At 48.4% G+C, this 15387-nt stretch carries 19 protein-coding genes; 11 read left to right on the top strand and 8 right to left on the bottom strand.

The genetic code is table 11. The annotated features are described in order from the left end of the window. Positions 1–8 precede the first annotated feature (8 nt). From tatB to JZ784_RS11390, 3 genes are all read left to right on the top strand, one after another. Positions 9–443 (top strand): Sec-independent protein translocase protein TatB, encoded by a 435-nt coding sequence (tatB, locus tag JZ784_RS11400; protein ID WP_005007325.1) that lies wholly within the window; start codon positions 9–11, stop codon positions 441–443. Next, entirely contained in the window at positions 440–1222 is a 783-nt protein-coding gene (gene tatC / locus JZ784_RS11395; RefSeq protein ID WP_005007323.1) for a twin-arginine translocase subunit TatC, read from the top strand. The genes tatB and tatC overlap by 4 nt, the downstream gene beginning before the upstream one ends. Positions 1223–1381: 159 nt before the next feature. Then, a complete protein-coding gene (locus JZ784_RS11390) occupies positions 1382–3346 on the top strand; it encodes an alkaline phosphatase PhoX (protein WP_346314945.1) in 1965 nt (654 codons plus the stop codon). A 92-nt stretch (positions 3347–3438) separates the two neighbouring features. Here JZ784_RS11390 and JZ784_RS11385 read toward each other — a convergent pair whose 3' ends face one another. After that, positions 3439–4224 (bottom strand): NRDE family protein, encoded by a 786-nt coding sequence (locus tag JZ784_RS11385; protein WP_346315046.1) that lies wholly within the window; start codon positions 4222–4224, stop codon positions 3439–3441. Positions 4225–4317: 93 nt separating this feature from the next. Here JZ784_RS11385 and lgt point away from each other — a divergent pair, with 93 nt between their 5' ends. From lgt to JZ784_RS11370, 3 genes are all read left to right on the top strand, one after another. Further along, complete coding sequence (gene lgt / locus JZ784_RS11380) at positions 4318–5130, top strand: prolipoprotein diacylglyceryl transferase (protein WP_005007317.1); 813 nt, start codon at positions 4318–4320, stop codon at positions 5128–5130. A 126-nt stretch (positions 5131–5256) separates the two neighbouring features. Further along, positions 5257–5643, top strand: coding sequence for a hypothetical protein (locus tag JZ784_RS11375; RefSeq protein ID WP_346314944.1), 387 nt, complete (start codon positions 5257–5259; stop codon positions 5641–5643). After that, positions 5643–6020 carry a hypothetical protein gene (locus JZ784_RS11370; RefSeq protein ID WP_346314943.1) on the top strand — a complete coding sequence of 126 codons (378 nt, stop codon included), beginning with the start codon at positions 5643–5645 and terminating at the stop codon, positions 6018–6020. The genes JZ784_RS11375 and JZ784_RS11370 overlap by 1 nt, the downstream gene beginning before the upstream one ends. 55 nt (positions 6021–6075) lie before the next feature. On the opposite strand, the gene JZ784_RS11365 is transcribed toward JZ784_RS11370, so the two are convergent. Next, positions 6076–6600, bottom strand: coding sequence for a peptidoglycan amidohydrolase family protein (locus JZ784_RS11365; protein ID WP_219190144.1), 525 nt, complete (start codon positions 6598–6600; stop codon positions 6076–6078). 203 nt (positions 6601–6803) lie between these two features. Beyond that, on the bottom strand, positions 6804–7382 hold the full coding sequence (locus tag JZ784_RS11360; RefSeq protein WP_346314942.1) for a peptidoglycan amidohydrolase family protein: 579 nt from the start codon (positions 7380–7382) through the stop codon (positions 6804–6806). A 315-nt stretch (positions 7383–7697) separates the two neighbouring features. Between JZ784_RS11360 and thyA the strand changes: the two genes are divergently transcribed. The 5 genes from thyA to msrA all read left to right on the top strand — a co-directional run bounded on the left by thyA (position 7698) and on the right by msrA (position 11422). After that, positions 7698–8540, top strand: a complete 843-nt coding sequence (gene thyA / locus JZ784_RS11355) for a thymidylate synthase (protein ID WP_346314941.1) — start codon at positions 7698–7700, stop codon at positions 8538–8540. A gap of 97 nt (positions 8541–8637) precedes the next feature. Beyond that, positions 8638–9150 (top strand): dihydrofolate reductase, encoded by a 513-nt coding sequence (locus JZ784_RS11350; protein ID WP_346314940.1) that lies wholly within the window; start codon positions 8638–8640, stop codon positions 9148–9150. Between the two features lie 27 nt (positions 9151–9177). Next, entirely contained in the window at positions 9178–10227 is a 1050-nt protein-coding gene (locus JZ784_RS11345) for a DUF4105 domain-containing protein (RefSeq protein ID WP_346314939.1), read from the top strand. Between the two features lie 103 nt (positions 10228–10330). Beyond that, positions 10331–10786, top strand: a complete 456-nt coding sequence (locus JZ784_RS11340) for an META domain-containing protein (protein ID WP_005007302.1) — start codon at positions 10331–10333, stop codon at positions 10784–10786. Positions 10787–10897: 111 nt separating this feature from the next. After that, on the top strand, positions 10898–11422 hold the full coding sequence (gene msrA / locus JZ784_RS11335) for a peptide-methionine (S)-S-oxide reductase MsrA (RefSeq protein WP_346314938.1): 525 nt from the start codon (positions 10898–10900) through the stop codon (positions 11420–11422). A gap of 66 nt (positions 11423–11488) precedes the next feature. Here the strand turns inward: msrA and JZ784_RS11330 are convergent, their stop codons facing one another. The 5 genes from JZ784_RS11330 to JZ784_RS11310 form a co-directional block, all read right to left on the bottom strand. After that, positions 11489–11893, bottom strand: a complete 405-nt coding sequence (locus JZ784_RS11330; RefSeq protein WP_005007298.1) for a biopolymer transporter ExbD — start codon at positions 11891–11893, stop codon at positions 11489–11491. After that, positions 11893–12513 (bottom strand): MotA/TolQ/ExbB proton channel family protein, encoded by a 621-nt coding sequence (locus tag JZ784_RS11325; protein ID WP_005007297.1) that lies wholly within the window; start codon positions 12511–12513, stop codon positions 11893–11895. The genes JZ784_RS11330 and JZ784_RS11325 overlap by 1 nt, the downstream gene beginning before the upstream one ends. A 26-nt stretch (positions 12514–12539) precedes the next feature. Then, on the bottom strand, positions 12540–13301 hold the full coding sequence (locus JZ784_RS11320) for a TonB family protein (protein WP_346314937.1): 762 nt from the start codon (positions 13299–13301) through the stop codon (positions 12540–12542). A gap of 213 nt (positions 13302–13514) precedes the next feature. Next, complete coding sequence (gene purU, locus JZ784_RS11315) at positions 13515–14381, bottom strand: formyltetrahydrofolate deformylase (RefSeq protein ID WP_130143725.1); 867 nt, start codon at positions 14379–14381, stop codon at positions 13515–13517. A gap of 240 nt (positions 14382–14621) precedes the next feature. After that, positions 14622–15323 carry a TetR/AcrR family transcriptional regulator gene (locus tag JZ784_RS11310; RefSeq protein WP_346314936.1) on the bottom strand — a complete coding sequence of 234 codons (702 nt, stop codon included), beginning with the start codon at positions 15321–15323 and terminating at the stop codon, positions 14622–14624. Between the last annotated feature and the right edge of the window lie 64 nt (positions 15324–15387).

Below are 15387 nucleotides of genomic sequence, written 5' to 3'. Positions count from 1 at the left end.
GCTGATTCATGCTGAACATTGGAATGACTGAACTGCTGTGCTTTGCCATTATCGCCCTGCTGGTGCTTGGCCCAGAAAAACTGCCCGAAGGCGCGCGGTTTGCAGCCAAGTGGTATGGCAAATTTAAGCGCCTGATCAGCAGTGTTCAAAATGAAGTGGACCGTGAACTGCGCTTATCTGAGTTTCGAGCAGAAGTACAAAAAGAAATTGAACGCATGACCGAACTGGAACGGCGCATGCAGCAGCAAATTGATGCCTTGCGCAGCCCGCCCTCCGAGCCAGCGCAGCAGACATTCAGCGCTGCATCGCACAGTCATTATCAGCCTTTAGGCGCACCTGCGCTTTTTCCCTATTCCTGCAGCCATATTCAGCAAAACCTCCCCCATTTGCTGAATATGCAGGAGTCTCAACTTTCCCCTGTTAAATTGAAGATTGCTGTATGAATGAACTGCCTGCCGTTTCTGTCAAAACAGAAGCTGAACAGCTGGAGCAAATGCCCGTCATGCAGCATCTGATCGTGCTGCGCCAATACCTTTTTAAAATTGTCGGCGTGACCATTGCGCTGTTTTTCTGCCTGCTGCCGTTCCGCAATTATACCTATCAATTGCTGTCAGACCCGCTTAGGCAGCAGCTGCCTGCAACATCATCCATGATTGCAACGGATGTCACCGCCACCTTTATGGCGCCATTTAAACTGAATTTATTTGTCGCCTTGATGCTGGCGATGCCCTTTATTATTTATCAGCTGTGGTCTTTTATACGGCCTGCGCTGTATGAAAAAGAGCGTTTTTTAGCCATTCCGTTATTGGCGGGCAGCATCGCGCTGTTTTATCTCGGCATCGCCTTTGCCTACTTTATTACCCTGCCGGCAATTTTGCATTTCTTTATCAGTGTCTCGCCTGAAACCGTTGCGCCGATGACCGACATAAACAGCTATCTCAGTTTCTGCCTCAAGCTGTTTTTGGTGTTTGGCTTAACGTTTGAAATCCCCATCATTACGCTGGTGCTGATTTTAATCGGCGCGGTCAGCACACAAAGCCTGGTGGAAAAACGGCGCTTTATTGTGGTGGGATGTTTCTTTGTCGCCATGTTTGCTACGCCGCCCGATGCGCTTTCGATGATCATGCTGGCTGTGCCGATGTGGATGCTGTTTGAAGTCGGCCTGCTGCTTGGCAAGCTGCTGGAAAAGCGCAAATCTAAAACGGAAGACAGAGCTGCTTAAAAATACATCCGCTTTCAAAAAGCCCTGAGTTTCAGGGCTTTTTTATTGATCTCGGCAAACAGCCTTTGTCGTCAAACTGTCTAAAAAGTGTAAAGAATCTGTCATTTCTGCTTCATAGAATCATTAGCGACTTAAAAACAATTAACGTACGGATTTCTTATGACAGCCACTTCTACTCAGCCAAGCCGCCGTGACCTGCTTAAATGGTTTGCAGGCATTCCTTTTTTACCTTTAGGCGCAATGGGCACAGCAGCAACGCTGGCGGGCTGCAACGACAGCAGTGATGATGCCGTCATTCCACCTGCAGTAAAGCCAGCCAACTTAAAGTCTGCAACCTTTATTAAAATGGATGCGCCGACGGCGACAGCAGACCGCGCAAAAACGTCAGTGAGTTCAAAACTGAAAATTGAATGGGATGATTCAACCAGTACCGAATATCAGCTGGGCTATAAGAGCTTCTTTGAAACGGGCACTAAAGTGCCTAAATGGGGCGGCGGTGAAATTGTGGCAGGCGGCTATTTTGATGCCAAAGGCCAGCCGATTATGGATACCTCATCGGCAACGCTTCCAGCGCGTCAATTTTTCTCAGACTGTCCAGATGGCTCCTCTTTACTCAAGCTGGAGAATGCCAAAGTCGATGGCGTCGCAAACCCGGTCTTCCATGTGGTGCAGTTTGAATATGCCAGCATGAACCAAGCGGGCGCCAGTGAATACGGCAACCTGCCATCGCCGATTGCGATTTTGACCCTGGATCAGAACCAAAGCACAGGCCATCTTGAGTTGAAAAAATACTTCAATGTCGACACCTCTGCTGTGCATGGCTTATGGATTACCTGCGGCGCAAGCTTGTCACCGTGGAATACGCATTTGTCGAGTGAGGAATATGAGCCGGATGCCTTCAATCAGGGAATCGGCGGCCCAAGCCCGAGCGGTCTGGGTAAAAATTTCTTTGGCGATGCCAATGCGGCTAAACCGTACAACTATGGCCACTTGCCGGAAGTGATTGTGAATAAAGACGGCAGCGGCAAGATTGTCAAACACTACTGCATGGGCCGTATTTCTCATGAACTGGTGCATGTCATGCCAGATAACCGCACGGTGATCATGGGCGATGACTATACCAATGGCGGCTTCTTCATGTTTATTGCCGATCAGGCAAAAGACTTATCTGCAGGAACACTGTATGTTGCAAAATATACATCGTTATTGAGCAATAACACGACGGGCCAAATCCAGTGGATTGAGCTGGGCCATGCAACCAGCAAAGAAATTGAAGATTTAGTGAATGTCAGCAATATTCAGCCAAGCGACATTATGGAAAGCGTTAACGTGAATCCAAATGATGCGTCATTTACTGAAATTATGCTGGCGAAGAAAAAGCTGTGGGTCAAAGTAAAGCCAGGCATGGAAAAAGCGGCGGCGTTCTTAGAAACCCACCGTTATGCAGCACTCAAAGGCGCAAGTATGGCCTTTACCAAGATGGAAGGCACGACGGTCAATATCAAAGACAAAGTGGCGTATTCAGCTTTGGCCAATATTGTTGATTCCATGGTTGAAGGCACCTCCAGCTACAATGCCGCGCACAATGTGAAATTCACAAAGATTCAAGCCGGCGGCATTTTGGCGCATGATTTGGCAGGCGGCCAATCGACTCAAGCAGGCATGCCGATCAGCAGTGACTGGGTGCCGCACCAATCCAAACTGCTGCTTTCAGGCGAAGATATCTCTGTGGACGCGCTGGGCAATACGGCAAATCCGAACAAGATTGCCAGCCCGGACAACTTAAAGTTCTCGGAACAGCTGCGCACACTGTTCATTGGTGAAGATAGCGGCAACCATCCTAACAATTTCCTTTGGGCCTACAACGTCAATACCAAAGCAGATCCTGTGCGCTTGCTGTCGACGCCTGCCGGTGCAGAATCCACTGGCCTGCATGCCGTCGATTCCATTAATGGCTGGACCTATATCATGAGCAACTTCCAGCATGCAGGCGACATGAGCAGCCTTTCTGCAGACCTTAAAGCGGCCACTTTAGCCAACTACAACAATGGCTATGCCGCATCTGTCGGCTATATCACGGCCGATATTATGCCGTCAGCAACAAAGCCGGCATTCTCAAAATAGCCTTTTGGACACAATCCAAAACCGCGAAAAAATGCCAGCGTCATGCTGGCATTTTTTATCCAATCCAAATCATTGAACCGCGCATCCCCAGCTTATGAGGATGAGATATCCAGCTGGACAGAAACCACTTCGCCCTGTGTTGTGCCTTGCTGTGACTTTTCCTGCCACAGCCACTGCCGGCCTTTCATTCTAAGAAAATTGGAACAGCGGGTGCCGTAAACTGGACTTTGAATAAATGTGGAAGACAGCAGTTCTTCCATCTCTGCATGAATGCCTGTATTGGGCAGCAAGTCTGGAATGACTTTGCGCTCATCTTCCAAAATATCCCAGACTGCAGACTCTAAACCGCCTTCTGGCGTATGCGCCTGCTGCAGCATCGGCAAAAACTCTTGGCTAAACCGCTTGCGCAGATGTCTGGTCTTTTCCCAATGCTCCGTCATTAATCCATTTGATGCTACATAAACCCCTTTGGCCAGCACCTGCGGCGCCTCTCCCCGGTTGCTCATATATACGGCCTGATGCTGATTGCCCATAAATAAATTAAAGCCTGCGTAATCGCATTGACGCTGCTCCAGTGCTTGCGCAAAACGGATAGGCGTTTGATCTGATTCCAAAAAGGCTTGAATTAAATGCCCGCGCGAAGTGGGATATTCGCTTTTATCAGCACCGTCGCGGAAATTGGTGATAATCGCCCAGCGCCCGGCCTTCGTCACCCCCATCCATGTGCCGCCAGACTGCAAGTCCTGCCCGGCCAAAATTGGACTGGCATCCCATTGCTTCAAGGCTGCGGACGGGCGCTGATAAAACTCATCACGGTTGGAAATCAGGCATAACGGTGTATCTTCCAAGACTTGCCAAGCAAATGCCACAATGCACATAAATGTCACTCGATATCTTTACACATTGAATGTACAACATTTTTCATCACATTCAGCTAAAATCTGTGCAAAACATAATGACAAGGAGCAGCAATGCTGACCTACCCGAATATTGACCCCGTCGCGGTATCGCTGGGGCCGCTGCAAGTCCACTGGTACGGACTGATGTACTTATTGGCCTTTTTATTTGCTTGGGGCCTCGCCACTCACCGCGCCAAGCAGCGCGACGGCTGGAACTCGGAGATGGTCTCTGACCTGATTTTCTACGGTGCGCTGGGTGTCGTGGTGGGCGGACGTGTCGGCTATGTGTTCTTTTACGGATTTGACCAGTTCCTGGCCAATCCTTTATGGCTGTTCCAAGTCTGGACAGGCGGCATGAGTTTCCACGGCGGCTTCTTGGGTGTCATGATTGCCATGCTGCTGTGGTGTAAAAAATACAAGATGACCTGGTTCCAGACCTTGGACTTTATTGCGCCCTGCGTACCGACGGGCTTAATGTTTGGCCGGATCGGCAACTTTATTGGCGGAGAACTGTATGGCCGTCCTGTGGCGGACCCCAACTTTGCATTCGGCATGATTTTCCCGACCGACCCGCTGCAGCTGGTGCGCCATCCATCGCAAATCTATCAGGCGCTGTGCGAAGGCTTGATTTTATTTATTGTGCTGTGGTGGTTCAGCTCGAAACCGCGCCCGCGCTATGCAGTGTCTGCCCTGTTCTTAATCGGCTACGGCATTGCGCGCTTTGTGGTGGAATTCTTCCGTGAACCCGACAATGGCCTGCTGTTTATCGGCTGGATGAGCAAGGGCCAATTCCTCACTGTGCCGATGATTCTGATTGGCCTGTGGATGATGTGGTACGCCTATCAGAAAAAAATTTACGACTGGGGCCCGCTCAAAAACAGCTGATGCCAACAACCGCATAAAGATGAATGCGAAATTGACGCGGGGCAAATGCCCCGCTTTTTTTGCACTGCATTTTTCCCGCTGTTCTGTGCTACAGTTTCAGCATTCAAATTACAGACCGCGACGCGCATGCTTGAGTTTTGGTTCAATCCTAAAATTTCTGTCCTGAAAAAAATAATGATCTTTGCCGTGATTGCTGCGGCTACAGCGGCGCTGTATTGGATGGAGCCGCTGAAACCGGACGCCATTTTAATGTTTCTGGGCACGGGCATTATTTTCCTGATTTGCCGCTACTGCAAAATCCATTTCGCCTATAGCAAACCGACAGGACTGCTGTACCGCCTGCTGACGTGGATTCCCATTGCCTTGCTGCTGGCGCTGATTTTCATGCATATGCAAGAAGGCGAAATTTTAATACCTGGGGCGCAAGGCATCGGCTTTATGGCGCTGTCGATCTGCATATTTTCACCGCTGGCGCTGCTGAATCAGCATCAGCCCAAGAATGACGCAGAGTAATGCTGGATTTCTGGTATTCCGAACGCTGCACGCGGCAAATGAAATTGATTGCCGTCATCGCCGCCTGCCTGATCATCACCTTCAGCAGCCAGATTTTCAAGCTTAGCCCCGCATTTACCGGCATCAGCCTCGGCATTGGCTTGCTGATGCATGTGCTGTACAGCGCGATGCCAGTGAAAGCCGGCACGGGCATACAGAAATGGCGGCATTTCGCGCAAAAAATTCCCTATCTGCTGCTGATCCTTTTGTTTTCCTGCCTGCCAAGAACCGGCAGCTGGACAGAGATGCTGATGCAGATTCTGCAGTGCATCGGCTTTTGCGCCATTGGCCTATTTTTAGTCTCTATCTACGAAAACCGCGCCAAACGCTTTGAATAGCGCGGCGCGGTTTTTAAGTCTTTTTATTTTGCCAGCGCGCTGCAAGCGCGGAGCCTTACTGGCCTAAACGGTAGTATTCATAATGCACATTGGGGTCCTTATACACGGCATGTGTGCGCTGCTGGAAATCGGATACCCAATTTGAGCCGTTATACGCGGCAATATGCCCATAGACATGATTATGCGTACGGTCAATGATATAAATATCGCCTTTTTGCGGACGGTCAAAAGCCTGATTGATTTTTTGGTAGCCGATTTTTCTTAAAGTGCCGCCCCAATCCGCAGCCGCCACTGGGTGGCTGTTAAATTTGGCGCCCGCTGACTCCAAAGCCAGGCGCACGCTCTTCGCGCATTTCTGACTGCTGGTTTGCGCAGTAACGCCACGCAACCGCTGTGCAAACTTATCAATATCAATACGCTGGCCGTTATTCGCGCCAAACACGCTTTTCGGCTTGGCATTGCGGCTAGAGGCTTGATCAGACACTTTCTTAACATTTTTGCCGTGCTGTGAACGGATCACGATTTCTGCTTTCACTGGGCTATGCGCGTTCTGCATGTCCACGCTTTGATCATAAACCATTCTTACAACAACCTCCTCTGCAATCAAAATTGATTACGTTTACATATTTTAACCGTAGGGGATGGTACGCCTAGATGAGAATAATTTCATAGAAAAAATGTAATAAAATTTTATCAAACTCAGCATTGATGCTTCAAATGCTTATTTTTATATCAATTTTCAGGAAAATTTACCGTCTGCGCCGGCGAAAATTAAATGCTGCATCATAAGCCTAAACGGTAATATTCATACTTTAATCCGGTCTCTTTATACACATCGTAACTTTTCTGCTTAAAGTCAGAGACCCATTCAGAACCGCTAAATCCAGCGATATGGCCATACACATGCTTGTTCGTGCGCCGGATAATATAAATATCCCCTTCCTGCGGATTGTCAAATTCAGGCTGAATTTGCTTATAGCCAATTTTCGTCAGCGTGTCTCCCCAATCTGAGGCTGCCACTGGATGGCTGCCAAACACGGCGCCAGCACTTTGCAGCGCCATGCGGATGCTGCGCGCGCAGCGTTTTGAGCTGACATGCGCCTTAATGCTGTCCAGCGTTTGAACAAATTTATCTAAGTGAATGACGGAAGCATGGTCTGAATCTGAATTAAAATCCCCTGTAAAGCTTTCCTCCTTATCCTCTGTATTTAAGCTTGCTGTTGGGCTGGGTTGCATCACATCGGGATCTAAACGGACACGGCTTGGAGGATATTTATGGCTGTTCTGACTCCGCAGTGCGATCTGCACGGGTGCAGAGTGAATAGTTTGATGAATTTCAGTGTGATGCAGATCTACAAGCATGCGTGTTCCTCTAATTCCCTGTAAAGAATGTTCTGCCGTGCGCTCCGGCAGCAGCGCTTTGGACGGATTAGATACTAAAAAACCAAACTTAAAACTTCTTTATATAAATGTAATCCATTCTTTGAAACGTCTTGGCAAGGCGAATTTTTTGCAACCTGTTATTTGCTGCATCCGGTAAGCCCGCTGTATAGGCAAGCCCTATTTTATGCATGCAGCCAAATCCGCTGACGCTCGATTGACAATGCTTAACAGTTTTATCTGCAGCCAAAAACAGCTAATATGTGCGGCCAGCAAAACAATTTTCATGAGAGTGATATGCGCCAATATTTAGACCTTTTACAGCACATTCTTGACAACGGCGGTGACAAAGGTGACCGTACCGGTACGGGAACCCGCTCTGTATTTGGTCACCAAATGCGCTTTGACCTTTCCAAAGGCTTTCCTTTGCTCACCACCAAAAAAGTCCACTTCCGCTCTATTGCGATTGAACTGCTGTGGTTTCTAAAAGGAGACACCCATGTTAAATATTTGCAGGACAATAAAGTTACGATTTGGGATGAATGGTCTACAGCAGAGCAAACCGCGCGCTTTGGCCGCCCCGAAGGCGAATTAGGGCCTGTTTACGGCCATCAATGGCGTAATTTCGGCGCAACCAAAAATGCAGACGGCTCATTCAATCAAGACGGTTTTGACCAGATTCAGTGGCTGGTCAATGAAATTAAAGCCAATCCCAATTCCCGCCGCTTAATTGTTTCCGGCTGGAACCCGAATGAAGCCGGGAACGTGGCCTTGCCGCCCTGCCACACCTTATTCCAATTTTTTGTGCAGAATGGCAAATTGTCTTGCCAGCTGTATCAGCGCAGCGCAGATGTGTTCCTCGGCGTACCGTTCAATATTGCCAGCTATGCCCTGCTGACGCATATGATTGCGCAGGTCTGCGGCCTGGGCGTCGGTGATTTTGTCTGGACAGGCGGCGATACGCATTTATACACCAACCATTTTGAACAGGCCAAGCTGCAGCTCAGCCGTGAACCGATGGCGCTGTGCCAATTGAAATTGAATCCTGAAATTCACGACCTGTTCGATTTTAAATTTGAAGATATTGAAATTGCAGGTTATGAATCACATCCCGGCATTAAAGCGCCTGTAGCTGTTTAATTACACCGCATTGCCAAAAAAATAAAATCCCGCTTTGCGAAAAGCGGGATTTTGCATTTTAATAGAGGCAATTTTTACCGTTTTTGAGTACTGCGCTATGGCGTTCCAAAATTTAGAAGTTGTACACGTCGTCGCTATGGATCAGCAGCATTGCATTGGCAAAGGCAATGACCTGCCTTGGCACATTTCAGCAGACCTGAAGCATTTTAAAGAAATCACCCAAGGCGGTGTAGTGGTTATGGGCCGCAAGACTTTAGAGTCGATGGGCCGCACGCTGCCAAAGCGTGTGAACTGGGTGATTACCCGCGATGCGGACTGGTCTTATGCAGGCGCAAAAGTGGCGCACAGCATTGAAGAAGCGTTAGCCCTGTCTGCGCAAGATGTCAAAGCCTCGGAAAAACCGAAAAGCATTTTTATTATCGGCGGCGGTGAAATTTTCAAGCAAACCCTTGATATTGCAGACCGTTTGGAATTAACGCATGTCGAACTGGATGTGCAGGGCGATGCGCACTATCCTGAAATTCCGGACAGCTTTAAAAAAGTTCAGGCAGAGCAGCATATTGACGACAAAACAGGGATTGCATTTGAGTTTGCAACCTACCGAAAATAAACAATAATTCATTAGAAACAGCTGAATATGCACAACATTGGCAAAACAGAATTCATCAGGGCTTTGGGAGTCGGCGCACTGCACGCCCTCTTCAGCTTATTTGTGATTCTGTCTTCCATTTGGCTGTGCATGGCGCTGTGGATTCAAGAGCCCCTCAGCTGGCTTTGGAGCCGAATACTGATTGGCGCTTGGATTGCCTTTGCGCTCAGCATCCTTGGCCTCTACGCCGCCCAGCCTTTTTTCAGCCGCAAAAAAGACGCTATCATTTATATTTTAGGCTTTCTGTGCAGCCTGCTTTGGTATTTTGGGCTGGAGGCTCAGCAAGACCGGGAATGGGCGCCTGAAGTGGCTAAAATGCTGCATTATGAACAGCAGGGCGATCTCATTACCCTGCATAATGTCCGCAATTTCGACTGGCATCCTGACGGCAGCTACACAGAGCACTGGGAAACCCGCCAATTTGACCTGAATCAGATTACTGGGGTCAACATCATTACCTCGTACTGGATGGGGCCCAAAATTGCCCACACCTTGGTCAGTTTTGATTTTGCCAATAGCCGGACGCTGACGTTCTCGATCGAAATCCGCAAAGAAAAAGATGAGAAATTTTCTGCCATTGGCGGTTTTTTCCGTAAATACGAACTCAGCCTAGTTGCCTCAGATGAAAAGGATCTGATTTATACCCGCAGCAATATCCGCGGTGAGCAGGTCTACTTTTTCCCAGTGAATATGCCCAAAGCTGCACGCATGGCGCTTTTTGAAGAGTATCTGCATAAGGCAGACGAGCTGGCCAAACATCCGAAATGGTACAATACCTTAACCAGCAACTGCACAACGCTGGTCTTTGATATGGTACAGGCGGTGTCGCCGCAAGAGCTCCCTGCCGATTACCGCTTACTCGCTTCCGGCTATCTGCCCAATTATCTTTACGATTTGCATGCCATTTCACCGCAATGGGATCTGCATACATGGTATCAGCGCGCGCATATCAATCCTCGAGTCAGCGGATATCAGCACATCAGCAGTGCAGATTACTCATATTTGATCCGCAAAGGCTTACCGCATCCAGCAGAATAAGCGCTGAATGCCAAATTAAAATAAAGATACAAATACGGCTGGAGCTTTAACTAAATATTTGTTTATATACAACTATGCCTACTTAAAACAAGAGAATCCCATAATGTTAAAAAATCTTCTTTTAGTGGCGGCGCTCGGTTCAGCGGCCGCCTTTACTGGATGTGAAAGCATGCAGACTTCTCCGCATATGACCGAAAATCTGCAGCTTCTGCAAAATAAAACATGGATCGCTACACAAATTGGCGGCACTGCCATTAAAACAGCGCCGAATGCCCGAAATATTCCAAGCATTCAGTTTGATGAAGCCTCTAAGCGTGTTTCAGGCTCTGACGGCTGCAACCGCATTATGGGCGCGTACACGGCTGGCAATGACACGCTGCTGCTCAGCCAGCTGGCAAGCACCCGCATGGCATGCATCAACAACGGCAATATTGACCAGAAATACAATGAAGCGCTGTCTAAAGTGACGCATTACCAAGTGTTTGGCAAAACATTGAAACTGCTGGACCGCCACGGCAACCTGCTGATTCAGTTTGAAAGCGCAGTGCAGCCCCGCTGATCCGAATCAAAGCCTGCTTATGCAGGCTTTTTCTTTGCCCGGCATGCAGCCAGCATTGCAGCTGAACAAAATGCCCTTATATATTCATTAATATTAAGATAGGAAATGATTATGCAGCATGCATTATTTGGCGGCGGCTGTTTCTGGTGCACGGAAGCTGTGTTCCTGCAGCTGAAAGGCGTCAGCGCTGTCACCAGCGGCTATGCGGGCGGACACGTTCAGCAGCCGACCTATGAACAGATCTGCAATGGCGATACCCAGCATGCCGAAGTGATTATGATTGACTATGATGAAGCCCAGATCAGCTTCACGCAGCTGCTGGATGTCTTCTTTGCAACCCATGATCCAACCACGCTCAACCGCCAAGGCAATGATGTCGGCACGCAGTACCGCTCCGTAATTTATTATTTGAATGAAGAGCAGCGCGTGCAGGCGCGGCAGAGGATAGATGCCCTGAAAGCGGACGGCTTGAACATTGTCACAGAGCTGAGCCCTGCACCGGTTTTCTATCCTGCTGAAGACTATCATCAGAATTTCTTTGCCCGCAATCCATCACAAGGCTACTGCAATTTTGCCATTCCGCCGAAACTGATGAAGCTGCGCAGCAAGTTCCAAGACTTGCTGAAAGAGGAATAAGCGGCCTGTCATATTAAGAAATAAAAAAAAGTGGCTCAATGGCCACTTTTTTTATTTCTGAATCAATCAATTATCTGTTGCAAATGCAATATCGCTGAGGCCGGCTTCGCTCGCGCGGGACATCACTTGCGCTACAGTGTCATAGCGTGCTTCTTTGTCTGCTTTTAAAATCACTGTCGGCTGACGCGGCGCTTTACCCGCTTCTGCAAAGCGCTGTTCCAGCTCTGCCAGTGTAATCACCTGATCATCCCAAGCGACATCACCGTTCGCATTGATGCTGACTTGCACCTTTTGCGGCGGCAAATCCACAATATCCGCAGTGGTTTTTGGCAAGGTTAATGGAATTGATGGGTTGGCAACGGTCGCTGTCACCAAAAAGATGATCATCAATACCAGCATAATATCGATGAGCGGAATGAGGTTCATCTCATTCATGCCTGCATCGTTGTCTTCACCCAATTGAAAAGCCATTAAGCTTGACCTCCAACTAAACCTTCCTGAACTGCTTTCACTTCAGCTTTTTTTGCAGATTCCTGCTGCAGCATGGTATCAATCAGCAAGCCATGCGCTTGGTCTTGCAATTCATTGGTCAGCGTGCGGTTAAAGCGCACTGCAATGTTGTAAGCCAATACCGCTGGAATCGCTACAGCCAAACCCAAGCCAGTCATAATCAGCGCTTCACCGACCGGTGTAGCTACTTGCGCTAAGCCGGCCTGGCCGCTCTTGCCTACGGCAACCAAGGCATGGAAAATGCCCCATACGGTGCCGAACAAGCCCACAAACGGCGCTAATGACGCAATTGTTCCGAGAACAGATATGCCTTTTTCAGCATTGGCTTTTTCAGCTGCAATTTGACGCAGCAGCGCCTGCTCAGCCACAGCTTTACGCTGTTCAAAGCTCAATGGCGACAATTTCGCTTTTAATGCATTCACTGCATCTGAAAGGCGGTTATACGCCACTTGCTTCAATTGGCGCGTGCCCATAATGCGCAAGGCAAAAATAGTCCACGTCACAATCGACATCGCCAGCAGGACAAAATACAGTGTTTTGCTGACTGCATCGGCATGCTGCCAATAAACTGAAAAGTTCATACTCGAACTCCTAAAGGGTTAGCCGGTTATTTAAGCTGAAAATCAAATGGCTGTTCCACTTTTGTTGGATAGGCCACCCCATTTTCAATATATTTGGTCAGCTGCGCGCGTTTTACAGCAGCCGTTACTTTACGGTCCACTGCTGCGCCGCAGCTGGAATTCTTCGCCGTTACTGCAATCACTTTACCATCTTCATTGGCTGAGATCGCCACCATCATTGAGCATGATGATTTCAGCTCGCCTGGGGAAAACCGCACGCTTGGCGCTTTCAGCCAAGATACGCCGCCGCCCAGTGAGACGCTTTTAGACGCTGGCGGGGCTGCAGGCGCCGGCGGAACTGGCGGCGCAGATTTCACTACAGGCGCCGGCTCTGGCACAGGGCGTTTAGTTTCTGAAACTGTTGCGGATACCACTGGACTTGGCTTAGGCGTTTCTACTGGCTTAACTGCCGGTTTTGGCGCATCCGCTTTTTTCACCTGCTGCACTTTTTCCACTTTTTTAGGCGGCGGCAAAGGCTTGTCTACGATTTTGACCTCTTTCGGCTTCGGCGGCTCTTTCTTCGGTTCCGGCGGCTTCGGCTTCGGAGGCAATGGCTTAGGCGCTTCTTCCAATTTGACGAAACGGACTTGAATCGGGTCTTTTTCGACAGGCTTAAGTTCAGGAGTCTTCATATGGCTGACCCCCCACAGTACACCGGCATGTCCAATCACGACCGCTGCCAGTGCAGTAATCACTTTCTTTTTCATTGGATTCGGAGCTGGCATCATGGGAGCAGAAGATTGACTCATTAAAATCAGTTACCTTGAAGAAGCAGTGCGCTGTGCATTCCAATTTGCAATTCAGCTCATTGGATAGCGCAATAAAGTGGCACAATGATAAATGAGAAGTGTTTTCATTTGCAACTATTAATTTGCCTATTTTTATGGCTTTTTCGAATGCACATTGCGCCATAAAAAAAGGCATACTTTGAGTATGCCTTTTTCAATCCAAAATTCAATGCCTTATTGGAATACGACTGTTTTATTGCCATCGACAATGATGCGGTCTTCCAAATGCCATTTCACAGCGCGCGCCAAGACATTGCGTTCAACGTCCTGACCCAGTTCCCGCAGCTGCTCAACCGTAAAGTCATGGCTGACGCGCTCTACATCCTGTTCAATGATTGGACCTTGGTCCAGCTCTGCAGTCACATAATGCGCTGTTGCGCCAATCAGTTTCACGCCTTTCTCATGCGCCTGCTTATAGGGGTTCGCGCCCACAAAAGCCGGCAGGAATGAATGGTGAATATTGATGATTTTCATTTCCCATTTGCGCACAAACTCTTCATCCAGAATCTGCATGTAGCGCGCTAAAACCAGCAAGTCATTGCCTTGCATCATGTCATCAATTTGCGCATAGGCTTCGCGCTTATTTTCTTTGGTCACGGGCACAACTTCAAAGGGAATGCCGAAGTTTTCTACCGCTTCACGCAGCGTTTCATGGTTAGAGACCACTTTGGTAATTTCGCATGGCAGGCCGCCGCGCGAATGACGCCATAACAGCTCAAGCAGCGCATGGTCCACTTTAGAGACTAAAATGCCGACTTTTTTCACATCACTGACCAGCGCTAAGCGCCAGTGCATGGCGTAACGGGCAGCGACATTATTTTCAAAGGTCTGCAGCAAATTGTCTTTGCGGCTTTGCAGACTGTCTAATTCGAACTCAACACGCATGAAATAGCGCCCGCCCTGAGCTTCAGTCGCGTATTGATCAAGTGCGGTAATATTTGCTCCATGATGATACAAAAAGCTCGATACAGCTTGCACAATACCCGGCTTATCTTCGCAGGTAATGAGCAAGCGTGCAGTATTTGCAGTCGACATATTCATTTTGATGTGTATCGCTAAATATAATTAATAAAAAATAAGCCGAGTATTCTAACCCGTTTTAGAGCCAGACTAAATAGGAGCTGCAAAACATTCATTTCAGCTGCCGGCCTAAATGCCTTTAGTCATAAATTCGGCACAGCCTGTCTTTCTGCGTCCGAATGCCCAAGGCATAAAAAATACCGCCCCTTTTTAGGAGCAGTATTTTGCGAATGCAGGAAGTTCAGCCTGCTGAAAAAAAGCTTATTCGCTCTCCGATGATTTATGTGAAGACAGGCTGGCAAACAGTTCTGACTCCCCCATCGTTTCCAGCAAATGCTCATACGTTTGACGGCTTTCACCGCGCAAATAGGCGCCTTCCAAAAACACCATCTGACGCAGCGCCTGCCAGACCCATTTTTCTTCCAAATGATTGGAATCGGTAATATGGCCCGACATATACAGAAAGTTGGTCCAGTTGGTCAGCACAATCCACAAGTTAATAACCAAGGCTTCAATTTCAGAATCCGTCATTTCCATGAGGCCGGCTTCAACGAAAGCTCTGTAAATTTTCTGGCCCTGCTGCATCACCTGGCCGGCAAAGCGCGGATACATCTTGCGGAAATCAACATTATTTTCCACCAAATGATAGACGTCGCGGTGCAAAAAGCGGTAAGCCCACAGCTGGCTGCTCAGGACTTGAAAATAACGGATTTTGTCATTGGCATCCAGCGGGCGGTCATCCGGCAGCGCGAGCATTTCCAAAGTTTCCTTTTGGTACTGCTCCATCAGCTCTTTGATAATTTCGCTTTTATTTCGAAAATGATAATACAGATTCCCAGGGCTCATCCCCAATTCAGCTGCAATATGATTGGTCGTAACAGAACGCTCGCCGCGCTCATTAAACAGCAGCAGGCTGAGCTGCAAAATACGTTCTTTTGTTTTCAGCGTCTTAGTCTGGGACATCCTAAAATAACCATGAGTTCAATGTGTTATATAACGAACACATAAAGTAACTTGACTATTTAGA

This window comes from Acinetobacter sp. CWB-B33 (genome assembly GCF_039655955.1).
Taxonomy (GTDB): Bacteria; Pseudomonadota; Gammaproteobacteria; order Pseudomonadales; family Moraxellaceae; genus Acinetobacter; species Acinetobacter bouvetii.
The sequence above is the reverse complement of the archived record's forward strand: the minus strand, read 5'-3'. Positions and strand labels throughout refer to the sequence as shown.